Here is a 14,067-nt window from a genome sequence, read left to right on the forward strand (position 1 = left end):
TATCGTCTGTCGCCGCACGATCAGCTGGCCTCGTCGAGCAGAGCCAGAACCTCGTCTTTACCGGCGTGTTTTTCGCCCTTCAAACGGGCCACTTCACGCTCCAACCGGCGTTTTTCGCGGGCTTGTTTGGCGGCTTCAGCCCGTTGGCCGTGTTCGCGCACCCATTCCCAGACAAATCCGACAAAAAGACCCACGATAATGCCGCCAAAAATCACGATGAACAGCGGCAGTTCGATCTGCGGGTTGACCGAAAACCACCCCGCAACCTCAGCCGGGATCAACTGCAACGACACCATGCCGCGGTTGGCAATCGCCACCGCAATTAGGGCAATCCCAAAAACGGCGATGCACGCGTAGCGAATGTACCGCATTAGACCTTACCGTTCAGCCGGTCACGCAGCAGCTTGCCTGTCTTGAAAAAGGGAACGTGCTTTTCTTCGACGTGAACCGTTTCGCCCGTACGCGGGTTGCGACCCACACGAGAGTCGCGTTTTTTCACCGAAAAGGCGCCAAAGCCGCGCAATTCAACCCGGTCACCGCGCGACATTGCCCCGGTGACCTCTTCAAAGATGGTATTCACGATGCGTTCAACGTCACGCTGATACAGATGTGGATTTTCATCGGCGATCTTCTGAATCAGTTCTGACCGGATCATGGTGGCATCCCTACGTTGATTATCGGCGTCTTTGGTAGCGCCCTGAAATATAACTATAGAAAGAAACCTGTCCCACGAAAAGTGAGCCTGTGCCCGGCATTGGGCTTTTTTTGGCCACCCAGCCTGTCTTAAGGCACTTTTTGGATCATCTTTGGCCGGATCGCGCCTACCGCGCGCTGCTTGACGGGCGCCCTACTGCGGCGCCACCGTATGATTCGGACATACACCGCCAGCCGTCAGCCCCCGGCATGGGGCCATTCGCATGTTATGAATTGCCCTAACATGGTTCAAGGGCCGAAAAATTACGGATGTACGCACGGAGGACGACGCAAGATAAGCCCGGCTATGTCATCACTATTAGTGCCTCTGCAGGCGGTTTGACCGCCATCAGAAACCTGATCCCCGAACTGCCCAAGACCTGAACGCGCCCATCATGGCGACGATGCACAGCTCGCTCACGATCAAGAGCGTGGCAGACGGGCATGTCTTGGAAAAGGATTAGATCTATGCGGTGCCCGGCGCGAAACACGCATTTTTCCAGAACAACGGATTGCGCCTGTCAGAAACTGTCGAAAAATCGGGGTTTCGTCCTTCGATTGATGCGTTGTTTACGACCCTCGCCGCCGAATACGGGGACCGCGCTATTGCGGTGGTGTTATCGGGTCAATTGAACAATGGCATGCGTGGCACGCAGGTGATCCACGACATAGCGGGCACCACCACTATCGCGCAATCGCCCGATGGCGCAGGTTTTACCGGAATGCCCGACAACGTGATCGCCTCAGATCACCCCGAATGTATTTTATCGGCGGGTGATTTGGGCATTTGGTTGCGCGAAAAAGCCGGCACGATCTCCCCCCCCATCCTGTTTCATTTTGATATCGCAGAAACAAAAAAAAGCCCCGCAAGCGAACTTGCGGGGCTTTTTAATGTTAGATTAAACCCTAGGTTCAGTCATCACCTTTGTTCAGCGCGGCGCCAAGGATGTCGCCCAGCGATGCACCGGAGTCCGAGGAGCCATACTGTTCTACGGCTTCTTTTTCTTCGGCGATCTCGCGGGCTTTGATCGACACACCCAAACGACGGGATTTTGCATCCACGTTGGTGATACGCACGTCAACCTTGTCACCAACCGAGAAACGCTCGGGGCGTTGTTCGGCACGGTCACGCGACAGATCGGAGCGGCGGATGAAGGATTTCATGCCTTCGTATTCCACTTCGACGCCACCTTCTTCGATGGCTGTGACGTTCACGGTCACGATAGAACCACGCTTCACGCCGCCAACGGCTTCGGCGAATTTGTCGCCACCAACCGCTTTGATCGACAGGGAAATGCGCTCTTTCTCGACGTCCACTTCGGATACCACGGCACCAACCATGTCACCCTTGCGGTAGTCTTGAATGGCTTCTTCGCCGCGCTGGTCCCATGACAAGTCGGACAAGTGTACCATGCCGTCGATGTCGCCTTCGAGGCCAACAAACAAACCGAATTCGGTGATGTTTTTGACTTCGCCTTCGACTTCTGTGCCCTCGGGGTGTGTTTCTGCAAACACTTCCCATGGGTTGCGCATGGTCTGTTTCAGGCCAAGGGAAACGCGACGCTTGGAACCGTCGATTTCCAGAACCATGACTTCGACCTCTTGGGACGTCGACACGATTTTGCCTGGGTGTACGTTTTTCTTGGTCCAGGACATCTCGGACACGTGCACAAGACCCTCAACACCGGCTTCGAGCTCAACAAACGCACCGTAATCGGTGATGTTGGTCACGCGACCTGTGTGCACAGAATCAAGCGGATACTTCGCGGCCACCAGATCCCATGGATCTTCTTGCAACTGCTTCATGCCAAGACTGATGCGGTGCGTTTCTTTGTTGATCTTGATGACTTGCACCTTGATCGTCTCGCCAATCGACAGGATCTCGGACGGGTGGTTGACCCGACGCCAAGCCATATCGGTGACGTGCAGCAGGCCGTCTACGCCGCCCAAGTCCACGAACGCACCGTATTCGGTGATGTTCTTGACCACACCGTCGACCGTCTGGCCTTCGGTCAGGTTGCCGATCACTTCGGCGCGCTGCTCGGCACGGGATTCCTCGAGGATCGCACGACGCGAAACCACGATGTTGCCACGACGACGGTCCATTTTCAGGATCTGGAACGGTTGCTTAAGACCCATCAATGGGCCCGCATCCCGCACGGGGCGCACGTCAACCTGAGAGCCGGGCAAGAACGCCACAGCGCCGCCAAGATCAACCGTAAAGCCGCCTTTGACGCGACCAAAGATCGCGCCTTCGACACGCTCTTCGTCTGCATATGCTTTTTCAAGCCGATCCCATGCTTCTTCACGGCGGGCCATTTCACGCGAAATGACAGCTTCTCCGCGGGTGTTTTCCACCTGACGCAAGAAGACTTCAACCTCGTCACCCACTTCGATTTTGGGCGCTTCACCGGGATCTGCGAATTCTTTAAGTTCAACGCGGCCTTCCATCTTGTAGCCGACGTCGATAATAGCCTGGCCCGCTTCGATCGCGATCACCTTGCCTTTGACAACTGACCCCTCTTGGGGTGTGTCCATTTCGAAGCTTTCTTCTAAGAGTGCTTCAAACTCTTCCATCGTGTTTGCCATGTGGCGTCGTTTTCCTAACTAATGTTGTGTCTGGCCGTGCGGTTGTCTCCGCCGGTCTTTGATGAATGCGCACCTTAGGTGCAGCGTGTTGGTCATATTTGGCAACAAACGACAAAAACGAAGGGCCGGTAAAAGACCGACCCTGCCCACGAATTCCGTCATCCAGCTGTCACCGCTGCTTCGACGCCGCGTCTATAACCGAAATATCCCCCCAAGCGCAAGCGCAGAAGCGCTATCTGGCAATTCCGGTGCCCCTTGGTCGCAACCCATCGTTTCGACGGCGTCCGCGATCAGATGATCAGAGCGCTTGGCCTTTGCGCAGTTCTTCAAACAGATCCTGAAAGATCCCGTTGGAATCGCCGCCCCCAAAGACCTGCGCGCCGCCCGAATAGGTCTGCCCATAGGTCCGCGCGACGTTCACCGTTTGCGCCAGCCCTGACAAAAACTGGTCCTGCTTTAACGGGCTCAGCGGGTGAATGAACACCCCCCACAACCGACCCTGCGCAACAGCATACCGCGCATCCAGCGCGCTGTCGAAATTGGCTTGCATCAGCCGCATCAGCTCTTCTGGCTCCAGCCCATCGGCTGACCGAATTGGCACCATCGCCCGCATCCGGTCTGCACGTGGGTCCGCTATCACAATCACCGGTATATCTTGGATCGTCAGCTCAAACGACGCGCCGCGCTGCTGGGCATCGGCGTCGATGTTTTGAATAATCTGCGCCATGCGCTCTATTGTCATGGCGGGTTCGGTGGGCGGTTCGGCCTGTTGCGCCAGACCGAGAGATGCCCCAAAAACCAGCGCCAGCGTCAAGATAAATCGTCCCATTGGGGGTGCCCTTTCACGGTGAATACCGCCTTAGGCTAGCCCCGCACCGTCCCAAACGCCAAGCACCCTTTGGTGAGCATTTTGCAACAATTCAGCACGTCTGCACGGGCGTTAGGGTCGGCGTGTGTCAATCGCCGCAATCGCCGCCGCAATCGCCGCCTCAATGGTCAGCTGCGAGGTGTCTATTTCCACCGCATCGCGCGCGGCAATCAACGGCGCTTCGGCGCGCGCGCGGTCGCGGGCATCGCGCTCTTTGACGTCGGCCAGAACCTGCGCGCGGCTGATCTGGGCGCCCGTCGCGGTCAGTTCGGTAAACCGCCGCGCCGCGCGCACATCGGCGCTGGCGGTGACAAATAATTTGGCTTCGGCCTGCGGGCAAATCACGGTGCCAATGTCGCGCCCATCCAACACCGCACCACCTGCGCGCCGGGCGAAACTGCGCTGAAAATCCAACAACGCTGCGCGGACCTCGCGGATCACGGCGACCTTGCTGGCCGCTTGTGCTACCTCGGGGCTGCGCAGATCCCCCGCTTGCAGATCGTCGGCTGTTAAGGTTTGCGCCGCGATCATCGCATCCATGCCCAACAACAGCTTGGCCCCCACTGCCCGATAAAGCAGCCCGGTATCCAGATGCGCAAATCCGTAATGCGCCGCCACAGCCTTTGATATCGTGCCCTTGCCAGCCGCGGCCGGGCCGTCAATGGCGATGGTAAAGGGCGTGCTCATCCAGCGGTCCGCGACAGCTGCGCACCCAGCCCGGACATCAACGGCTCGAATATCGGAAAGGACGTGGCAATCGGCCCGCCGTCATCCACATGCACGGGGCTTTGCGCGGCCATGCCTAAAATCAGAAATGACATCGCAATGCGGTGATCCAGGTGGCTGGCGCAGGTCGCGCCGCCCGGCACGTTGCCGTGGCCCAAGCCCGTCACAACCCACCAATCGGGGCCGTCCTCGACGGTGATGCCATTGGCGCGCAACCCGGTGGCCATTGCGTCGATCCGGTCGCTTTCCTTGACGCGCAGCTCTTTGACGCCGCGCATCACGGTTTGACCTTTGGCAAAGGCCGCGACCACGGACAACACTGGGTATTCGTCGATCATGCTGGCGGCGCGGGCGGGCGGCACCTCGATGCCGTGCAGGTCAGGCGAAAACCGGGCGCGCAAATCGGCCACAGGTTCACCGCCCTCGATGCGCTCGTTTTCATACGTCAGATCCGCGCCCATCTCGCGCAGTGTGGTATATAGACCGGCGCGCGTGGGGTTCAGCCCGATGCCCGGCACCAACACGTCTGACCCCGGCACGATCAACGCCGCGCAAACCGGAAACGCCGCCGATGATGGGTCGCGCGGCACGTCGATCTTTTGGGGTTTCAACTCGGGTTGCCCGGTCAGCGTGATCACCCGGCCTGCATCGGTGTCCTCGACGGTAATCTCGGCGCCGAACCCCGCAAACATGCGTTCGGTGTGGTCGCGCGTGGCTTCGGCCTCGATCACCACGGTTTTGCCCGGCGCGTTGAGGCCCGCAAACAGCACCGCTGATTTCACCTGCGCCGACGGAACCGGCACCGTGTAGGTCACAGGCACCGGGTCCACTGCGCCCACAATCGTCATGGGCAACCGGCCATCGGCCCGGCCCACCGCCTGCGTGCCAAACAACGCCAAGGGGTTGGTCACCCGCGCCATTGGCCGCCCGTTCAACGATGCATCGCCCGTGAAGGTCGCGGAAATCGGCGATGTCGCCATTGCGCCCATGATCAGCCGCACACCGGTGCCCGAATTGCCGCAATCGATCACCTGGTCAGGTTCGGCGAACCCGCCGACGCCCACGCCATGCACCGACCAATGGCCCTGCCCGTGATCCGTGACCTCGGCGCCGAATGCGCGCATCGCTTTGGCCGTATCCAACACGTCCTGTCCTTCGAGCAGGCCGGTGATTTCGGTCTTGCCGACGCTCAGCGCGCCCAAGATCAGCGACCGATGCGAAATGGATTTGTCCCCCGGCACAGGCGCCGTGCCCGTCAGCGGGCCGCAGGGGGTGGAGGTCATGGGGATAGGTGCGCCGTGGCTGGACATGTGATTTCTCGGTTCGTGAAAACTGCGCGAGGCTTAGCCCGTGCACCCCCGAGGGTCCAGCCCAAAGCGCCCCGGCCTAGCGTTTGCGGAAGGTCAGATAATGCGGTGTGCGGCCTTCGCGCAGGGCTTTTTGTTCGTACCGAGTCGAAATCCAGTCATCCCACGGTTGCTGCCAATCGCCGGGGCGTTCGGCCAGCCATTCAAACCCGTGGCGCGGCACCTGTTCCAGCGTTTGGCGCACGTAGTCTTCGATGTCAGTGGCCACGCGAAAGATCGCACCGGGTTTCAACACGCGCGATAGCGGTTCTAGGTGTTCAGGCGTGACGAACCGGCGACGGTGGTGCCGGGATTTGGGCCACGGATCGGGGTACAACAAAAACGCCCGCGAAATAGATTGCTCCGGTAGCACATCAAACAAATCGCGCACATCACCGGGGTGCACCGCCAGATTGGTCACCCTCGCCCGCCGGATTTTACCCAATAACATCGCCACGCCGTTGATGTAAGGTTCTGCGCCAATCACCCCAACCTGCGGGTTTTGCGCGGCTTGGTGCACCATATGTTCCCCGCCACCAAAGCCGATTTCCAGCCAGACGGGTTTGTTTTCAAACAGGCCGTCTAGGTCTAGAGGCGCGCGGTCTGGGTTGTCTTCCCAGCTGACCAGACCCGGCGACAAAGGTGCCAGATCCTCATCCAGATAGGTCTTTTGCGATCGCTTGAGGCTTTTGCCTTTCAGGCGGCCATAGAAATTTCGGTGCGGGCGATTGTGTTCTGTCATGGCCGCGCTTTAGCCCGGACAGCGCGCCGCTGCAATGTTGTGTCTTCAGGCGGGGGCGATTTCACCAACATTTAACATCGGTGGATTAGCTAAGAGTTGCAAAACGGAGAAAACCCATGGCCGATATGGAAAATATTCACGCCCGGATCAGACCAGAGGCCACACCGCTGCCGACAATGGCCAGCATTTTGGTAGTGGATGATCAAAGGTTTGACCGTACACGGTTGAAGCGACTGATTTCTGGGTTAGAATTTGACACCCACGTCGCCGAGGCCGATTGCCTGGAAACCATGGGCACAAAGTTGCAGCAGGATAAATTCGATCTGATCTTGGTGGACTATAACATGCCCGATGGGACTGGGTTGATGGCGCTTGACGCGATCCGCCTTGATCCTAAAAACCGGCAAGCGGCGACCATTATGATCGCCGGCGATGGTCAATCCGAGATCGCGATTGAGGCCCTAAAGCGCGGGTGCAGCGACTATATCACCAAGGATGATTTGTCGGCCGTGTCCTTTGAGCACGCTGTGATCAACGCGTTGCAAAAGTCGTCTCTGTCGATCGGTATTGAAAAGCAAGACGTTAAGCGTCAACAGATCGAGGCCGTGCTAGAGCGGTTTTCGTCTGAATGCGCCAGCGAGATCAAACCCGTCCTCAGCCGTCTCATGCGCCAGATGCGCGATCTGCGCGAGGCCCAAAACCTGAGCGAAGATCAAATTGCGGTGCGGTTCGGTAAAATCGAAAATTCCTGCATGCGCCTGTGGGACTTTCTCGATGACCTTGAAAAATATGAAGGAACCGACATCGCGCTCGCGCCGCTCGTGGGGGGTAAGCCTGCGCAAAACGCTATTGTCATGAACGCGTTAGATAAACACGACGCGTCCCCGAATGCGACCGCGCCTGTTATACCGCGCACACCCCCTTCTGCGGCGGCCCGCCCCCCGGCCAAAAAACCCCGGCCGAGCTTGTTTGGAAAGCCCACCTAAGGCGGGCTCACCGATAGGGCGCGCCGTTAGACGGCGGCCTTCAATGCCTCAACGAGGTCCGTTTTTTCCCAGCTAAAGCCACCGTCTGCATCAGGCGTTCGCCCAAAGTGCCCGTAGGCCGCAGTCCGTTCATAAATCGGCTTGTTCAACTGCAAATGTTCGCGAATGCCGCGCGGCGTCAGATCGATAATCTTGCCGATAGCTGTTTCGATCGCGGCATCGTCAACCTCGCCGGTGCCAAACGTATCGCAGTAAATCGACAGTGGTTTACTCACGCCAATGGCATAGCTCAGCTGGATCGTGCATTTGGACGCCATACCCGATGCGACGACGTTTTTCGCCAAGTAACGTGCGACATAAGCGGCAGACCGGTCGACTTTCGTCGGATCTTTACCAGAAAACGCACCACCGCCATGAGGTGCCGCCCCCCCGTAAGTGTCCACAATAATCTTGCGTCCCGTCAGGCCTGCGTCACCATCTGGCCCGCCGATGACAAACGTGCCTGTCGGGTTCACCCACCATTCTGTTGCATCGGTGATCCACCCGTCTGGCAGTGTTTCACGAATGTAAGGTTCCACAATAGCGCGAATATCGTCTGACGTTTGGCTTTCATCCGCATGCTGCGTCGACAACACGATCGATGTCACACCAACAGGTTTGCCATCTTCGTATCGCACAGACAGCTGGCTTTTTGCATCAGGCCGCAGCGTCGGTTCCGCCCCGTTTTTACGCACCTCCGCGAGGCGTCGCAGCACCGCATGAGCATAATGGATGGGCGCGGGCATCAATTCGGGCGTCTCGTCGGTGGCAAACCCGAACATAATACCCTGATCCCCCGCGCCTTCGTCTTTGTTGTCGCCGGCATCAACACCCTGCGCGATATGCGCGGATTGCTCATGCAACAGGTTGGTCACTTCGCATGTGGCGTGGTGAAATTTGTCCTGCTCATAGCCGATATCTTTGATACAAGCCCGCGCGATGTCTTCGATCCGGCCCATGTAGTCTTTCAGGGCGGCCCGGTCAGACAGCCCGACTTCGCCACCAATGACCACACGATTGGTTGTCGCAAGTGTTTCGGCCGCAACCCGCGCCTCGGGTTCAACCGCAATGAATGCATCCAGCACAGCGTCTGAAATGCGGTCGCATACCTTATCAGGGTGCCCCTCTGAGACAGATTCAGAGGTAAAGATATAGTTTTTCCGGGACATGTATCGCTCCAATTTATCACCGAACGCCACGTCAGGAAGCCGTTGTGGCGCGCTGGATGTGCTTACGTGGCTTACAACCGCAGGTCAAATTTTATTTGAAGACAATCCAGTACAGTACGCACCTACCGCCAAAACGAGCAACACCAAGATCAGGTATTTGTCCCCCATCGTGCTGTAGATGGTCGGCGGCAAAGGTTGGGGCAAAGGCGCATCAACAAACCCAGACACCCCCATCGGCAATTGCGCAAGGACGCGCCCGTAGGGGTCAATCATGGCGGAAACCCCGGTATTCGCAGCCCGCATCATCGGCAAACCCTGCTCTATCGCCCGCATGCGCGCTTGTGCCAAATGCTGGTGCGGTCCGGCGTCGTGACCAAACCACGCATCATTGGTAATCTGTATCAGGAAATCCGCGCGCTCGGGTGCTGCGTTGACGTCATGTGCAAAAACCGCTTCGTAACAGATCAGTGGGATTCCGCGCCCCAACGGCCCAAAATCCAAGGTCGCGGCCCCTGGCCCCGCCTGAAAACCCACCCCAGATGTCTGTGCCAGCCCCATAAGGCCCAGCCGATCTGCCACAGCGGACAACGGTATGTATTCACCAAACGGCACCAGATGGTGTTTGTCATATAGTTGGGTCTGCCCCCCCGCAGCGCCCAAAACGACCATACTATTAAAGAGCACGGCGTTGTCCTGACGCAGCAGCCCAAGCGCAACAGCCCCCCCCGCAGCAGCGGCCCTGATCATATCAAGTGCCGGGCCCGCGTCGTCGTACCGCCAGGTAATCGCCGTCTCTGGCCAAACCGTCAGGTCCGGGCGCCGCGTGCCGATTTGCGGGGGGGCAGCGGTGAATTCCAGCTGTCTGTCAAAGAACATCCGCGCAAATTCGGGCTGCCATTTGAGGTGTTGCGCAGCATTCGGTTGAACCAACCGCACCACATGCGCTGTCAGCGCTGCGCCCGGTGCAGCGGGCGGCAAATACATCCCTATCGTCGCACCCAGCAAAACCGCGCCCTGCCCCGCGCGCCACCCCCAGCCGCGGGCGGGCACCGTCGCCCCCCACGCCAGCACCATCAACCAAAGGGTCATCCCATGCGGCCCGACCCACGCCAACCCCTGCCCGGCGGCCCCATTCACCAACGCTTGCGCCGGGCTGGCCCAAGGGAACCCTGTAAAAATATAGGCACGCACAAGCTCTGCCCCGGCCCAGGTCACCGCGAGAGGCCAGGTTTTGTGCGACAACCGCCGCGCGCCCCAGAACGCAGCCCCCCAAAACAACGCCAAACCTGCGCTCAGAAACATCAGGGCGAAAGGCGCCATCCAGCCATAACGGTCAGGATCTACCTGAAATGGCTGCAAAATCCAGATCAAAGACAGACCAAAATAACCCGCACCAAATGCCCACCCGATACAGGCCGCATCGCGCGGATTGCCATGTTGCCGCGCCATCGCAAAGGCCAGTGACAGCGCCAGCAATAGCGCCGCCGGCTGATCATAAGGGGCCTGTCCAACTGCGCCCACACCACCCGCGCAGGCAGCCAGACCCATCTGCATGATCCGGGGCCGCCCCCGGTACCATCCCCCCACATGCCACCGGCGGATGGAGGGCGGGTGCATCAAAGGCCGGGCGCGCCCGTGCGCACGCGCAAACGTTTGATGCGGCGGGGGTCGGCGTCCAAGACTTCAAATTCGGGGCCGTCAGGATGCACCACGACTTCCCCGCGCGCAGGCACGCGGCCCGACAACATAAACACCAACCCGCCCAGCGTTTCGATATCTTCTTCGTCGACTTCTTCGTGGTCCGTGAGGGACTGCCCAATCTCGGCCTCGAAATCTTCGAGCGGCGTCTTGGCCAATGCCAAATAGCACCCGGGTTTTTCCATAGTCCAGAATTGGTCTTCTTCGACATCGTGTTCGTCTTCGATTTCACCAATGACCTGTTCAATCAAATCCTCGATAGTCACCAACCCGTCAACGCCGCCGTATTCATCGATCACCAGCGCCATATGCCGCCGTTCGGCCTGCATTTTTGTCAGCAAAACACCGATGGTCATTGCAGGTGGCACAAACAAAAGCGGGCGCAGCATGGCAGACATATCAAACTCGTGATGATCGCCGTTAAACCCATGCGTCAACGCCAGATCTTTGAGATGCAGCATCCCGATCGGGGTATCTAACGTGCCCTCGTAGGCTGGCAATCGCGTCAACCCGCTTTCTTTGAACACCGCAAGAACCTCATCCAGCGTGGCCGTAACCGGCACAGCGGTGATATCGGCCTTGGGCACCGAGACATCCTCCACCCGCATCCGGCGCAGGTTCATCATCCCATGCGTTTGCGGTCCCGCAGGGTGCACGACCGTTTCTTGACGGTCGTGTTCTTCATCAACCGGGCTCAGCGCGCCGATCACGCGGCTCAGAAAGCCACCCGTTTTCTGAAAATCGGGATCTGGGGGTGTATCTATCTCTGCCCGCGCGCGCTGCGCTGCGTTAGACTGTCCGTCGGTGTCGCCCATTGGGTCCTGTTCAAGAATGGCTCGGCGAAAGCACCGATCAAATGCAATATGGGTCATCAAGCCCCAGTTTTTCAAGTATTTCAGCTTCGAGACGCTGCATCAATGCCGCATCTGTGTCTTCGATGTGATCATAGCCCAAAAGATGCAAGATTCCGTGAACAATCAGGTGGGTGACATGATTATTTAGCGGTTTTTCCAGCGTTTTCGCCTCTTTTACGCAGGTTTCATGGGCAATCGCGATATCGCCCAGCTCTATGGTGCCATCAAAATCCACCTCGGGCTTGCGCGGAACGGCACCTGCGGTGCCTGTCGCAAGCTCTTGGGCGGGCCAGCTAAGAACATTTGTCGGGGTTGGTTTGTCGCGAAATGTCTCGTTTAGGTCCGCAATGCGGGCATCGTCACAGGCCATCAGCGACGCGGCACTGTCATCCATGGGCACATCCAAATGCGTCAATGTTGCGCGCATCGCCTCTTGTGCCAGCTGGTCCAACGGCACATCCGCCCATCCCGAGGCTTCTAGCAACACATCCATCACGCGGGCGGCGTGTCTGCTTCGTAGGCTTCGATGATCGCAGCCACAAGCGGGTGACGCACCACATCCTTGGAGGTGAAATAATTAAAGCTGATCTTGGGGATATGCCCCAACAACCGCTCTGCGTCGGCCAGACCAGACGACACCCCGCGCGGCAAATCGATCTGGGTGCGGTCGCCGGTGATCACCATGCGCGACCCTTCGCCCAGACGCGTCAGGAACATCTTCATCTGCATCGACGTGGCGTTCTGCGCCTCGTCCAATACCACAAACGCGTTGCTCAACGTACGCCCGCGCATAAAAGCCAGCGGTGCGATTTCGATCTGTTTTTCCTCGAACAACTTGGCCAACTGTTTGCCCGGCAGAAAATCCCCCAGAGCATCATACAGCGGTTGCATGTACGGATCGACCTTGTCCTTCATGTCGCCGGGCAAAAACCCCAACCGTTCGCCGGCCTCAACCGCGGGGCGCGACAGGATAATTTTATCTACTTGCCCCGACAGAAACATCGATACCCCCACCGCAACAGCCAGATAGGTTTTGCCGGTACCCGCAGGACCAATCCCAAAGGCCAGCTCATTGGCAAACAGCGATCTGACATAGGTTTTTTGCGCATCGGTGCGTGGTTCGACGCGTTTCTTGCGGGTCTGAATTTCGATCCGGTCCCCGATCGACATCTCGATCTGGTCGCCGTCCTGCACGCCCGTGGCCTCTTCAAACGGGCCCATGCGCAATTCACGATCCACGTCGGCAGGTTCCACCGCGCGGCCTGCTTCAAGGCGGGCGTAAAGCGCATGCAGCACCCGCATCGCATCGGTTTGCGCGTCCAAATCACCCGCGACGGCCAATTGATTGCCGCGCCGTACGATCTGCACGGTCAGCGCCGTCTCGATCTGGGCCAGGTTGGCGTCATAGGCGCCGCACAGGTCGATCAACAGGCGGTTGTCTGGAAATTCCACGGTGCCGCCGGGTGTGGCGGTCGCTGTGTCTGTCGGGCTTGGGTCGTGGGCGGCCAATCGCTGTTCCTCAGCTTTAGGGTGCACTGAACGGTGCCAATTCCACGCGACCGACGCAAGCACAACCACGCGATTTACCCCCGCATTGGGCGAAAAAATACCGCAGGTGGATGCACCAGAGCAATCACGCCGCACGAACCCGAACAGATGAGGCCGCACGCCCCCATGGAAGATCTGTTTTTGCGGTGTACAGAACGCGCCCGAATGGCTGTGTCAGGACCGGGTCGGAGCGGGGCTCACCAGCAACAAAACCCCAAACACGCACATCATGGCCCCCGACACGCGCTGCATCGCGGAAAGCTTGCGCGCCGCATAGCGAGAGGCAACCTTGCCGAGGGTCGCATAGGCACAAATCGCCACGGCCTCCATCAACAGAAACGCAGCCCCCAGTAAGGCATAGCTTTGCCAATAGGCGTCCACAGCGACGAATTGCGGGAAAAACGCCGCGAAAATCAAGATGGCCTTGGGATTGCCAACCGCCACTGCGGCCTCTGCGCGGGTTGCGCCCAGCAGGGTGCGATCTGCCGCACCCGATGCGGTTGGGCGCAGGGTCGCCGCACTGCGCCACAAAGACACCCCAAGCCAGATCAGATACGCCGCCCCAACAATCTTTACCGCATTGAAGACAAACGCAGATGTCGTCAGGATAATCCCCAGCCCAAAGGCGCTGATGGCGATCATTGGCACAAATACCGCCAACCGCCCCAACGCAGCCTTTTGCGCAAAAACCACGCCCGATGCCGCCCCATGGGTCATGGCCAACAGGTTGTTCGGCCCAAACGCCAAGTTCAACGCAAAGCACGCGGGAAGGAAAATCAGCCAATCAATCATAGTCAAATGCCTCCGGG

Annotated in this window: 14 protein-coding genes and 1 riboswitch; of the genes, 1 reads left to right on the top strand and 13 read right to left on the bottom strand. The window is 58.7% G+C overall.

The genetic code is table 11. The features are described 5' to 3' along the window. Positions 1-20: 20 nt before the first annotated feature. The 7 genes from ABJH13_RS09520 to trmB form a co-directional block, all read right to left on the bottom strand. A complete protein-coding gene (locus ABJH13_RS09520; RefSeq protein WP_348405979.1) occupies positions 21-371 on the bottom strand; it encodes a LapA family protein in 351 nt (116 codons plus the stop codon). Then, complete coding sequence (ihfB, locus tag ABJH13_RS09525) at positions 371-655, bottom strand: integration host factor subunit beta (RefSeq protein WP_348405980.1); 285 nt, start codon at positions 653-655, stop codon at positions 371-373. The genes ABJH13_RS09520 and ihfB overlap by 1 nt, the downstream gene beginning before the upstream one ends. A 950-nt stretch (positions 656-1,605) precedes the next feature. Further along, a complete protein-coding gene (gene rpsA / locus ABJH13_RS09530) occupies positions 1,606-3,282 on the bottom strand; it encodes a 30S ribosomal protein S1 (RefSeq protein ID WP_348405981.1) in 1,677 nt (558 codons plus the stop codon). A gap of 298 nt (positions 3,283-3,580) precedes the next feature. Continuing rightward, positions 3,581-4,111 carry a hypothetical protein gene (locus ABJH13_RS09535; RefSeq protein WP_348405982.1) on the bottom strand — a complete coding sequence of 177 codons (531 nt, stop codon included), beginning with the start codon at positions 4,109-4,111 and terminating at the stop codon, positions 3,581-3,583. Between the two features lie 111 nt (positions 4,112-4,222). Further along, the gene (locus ABJH13_RS09540; protein WP_348405983.1) at positions 4,223-4,837 is read right to left on the bottom strand and encodes a d(CMP) kinase; all 615 of its coding nucleotides are present in this window, start codon (positions 4,835-4,837) and stop codon (positions 4,223-4,225) included. Then, the gene (gene aroA, locus ABJH13_RS09545) at positions 4,834-6,186 is read right to left on the bottom strand and encodes a 3-phosphoshikimate 1-carboxyvinyltransferase (protein WP_348405984.1); all 1,353 of its coding nucleotides are present in this window, start codon (positions 6,184-6,186) and stop codon (positions 4,834-4,836) included. Before aroA ends, ABJH13_RS09540 begins: the two co-directional genes overlap by 4 nt. A 76-nt stretch (positions 6,187-6,262) precedes the next feature. Continuing rightward, the gene (gene trmB, locus ABJH13_RS09550; protein WP_348405985.1) at positions 6,263-6,964 is read right to left on the bottom strand and encodes a tRNA (guanosine(46)-N7)-methyltransferase TrmB; all 702 of its coding nucleotides are present in this window, start codon (positions 6,962-6,964) and stop codon (positions 6,263-6,265) included. Positions 6,965-7,080: 116 nt separating this feature from the next. On the opposite strand from trmB, the gene ABJH13_RS09555 reads away from it, so the two are divergent. Next, positions 7,081-7,950, top strand: a complete 870-nt coding sequence (locus ABJH13_RS09555; protein ID WP_348405986.1) for a response regulator — start codon at positions 7,081-7,083, stop codon at positions 7,948-7,950. 26 nt (positions 7,951-7,976) lie between these two features. Here the strand turns inward: ABJH13_RS09555 and metK are convergent, their stop codons facing one another. From metK to ABJH13_RS09585, 6 genes are all read right to left on the bottom strand, one after another. Then, positions 7,977-9,158, bottom strand: a complete 1,182-nt coding sequence (gene metK / locus ABJH13_RS09560) for a methionine adenosyltransferase (RefSeq protein ID WP_348405987.1) — start codon at positions 9,156-9,158, stop codon at positions 7,977-7,979. A 4-nt stretch (positions 9,159-9,162) separates the two neighbouring features. Further along, positions 9,163-9,212: riboswitch (SAM-SAH riboswitch) on the bottom strand. A 30-nt stretch (positions 9,213-9,242) separates the two neighbouring features. After that, positions 9,243-10,775 carry an apolipoprotein N-acyltransferase gene (lnt, locus tag ABJH13_RS09565; protein WP_348405988.1) on the bottom strand — a complete coding sequence of 511 codons (1,533 nt, stop codon included), beginning with the start codon at positions 10,773-10,775 and terminating at the stop codon, positions 9,243-9,245. Continuing rightward, the gene (locus tag ABJH13_RS09570; protein ID WP_348406096.1) at positions 10,775-11,671 is read right to left on the bottom strand and encodes a hemolysin family protein; all 897 of its coding nucleotides are present in this window, start codon (positions 11,669-11,671) and stop codon (positions 10,775-10,777) included. The genes lnt and ABJH13_RS09570 overlap by 1 nt, the downstream gene beginning before the upstream one ends. Positions 11,672-11,708: 37 nt before the next feature. Then, positions 11,709-12,203 (bottom strand): rRNA maturation RNase YbeY, encoded by a 495-nt coding sequence (gene ybeY, locus ABJH13_RS09575; protein ID WP_348405989.1) that lies wholly within the window; start codon positions 12,201-12,203, stop codon positions 11,709-11,711. Continuing rightward, complete coding sequence (locus tag ABJH13_RS09580) at positions 12,203-13,219, bottom strand: PhoH family protein (protein ID WP_348406097.1); 1,017 nt, start codon at positions 13,217-13,219, stop codon at positions 12,203-12,205. Before ABJH13_RS09580 ends, ybeY begins: the two co-directional genes overlap by 1 nt. Before the next feature lie 213 nt (positions 13,220-13,432). After that, positions 13,433-14,050 (bottom strand): LysE family translocator, encoded by a 618-nt coding sequence (locus tag ABJH13_RS09585; protein ID WP_348405990.1) that lies wholly within the window; start codon positions 14,048-14,050, stop codon positions 13,433-13,435. Positions 14,051-14,067 lie beyond the last annotated feature (17 nt).

Origin of the sequence: Roseobacter sp., from assembly GCF_039970775.1 — a bacterium.
GTDB lineage: Bacteria > Pseudomonadota > Alphaproteobacteria > Rhodobacterales > Rhodobacteraceae > Roseobacter.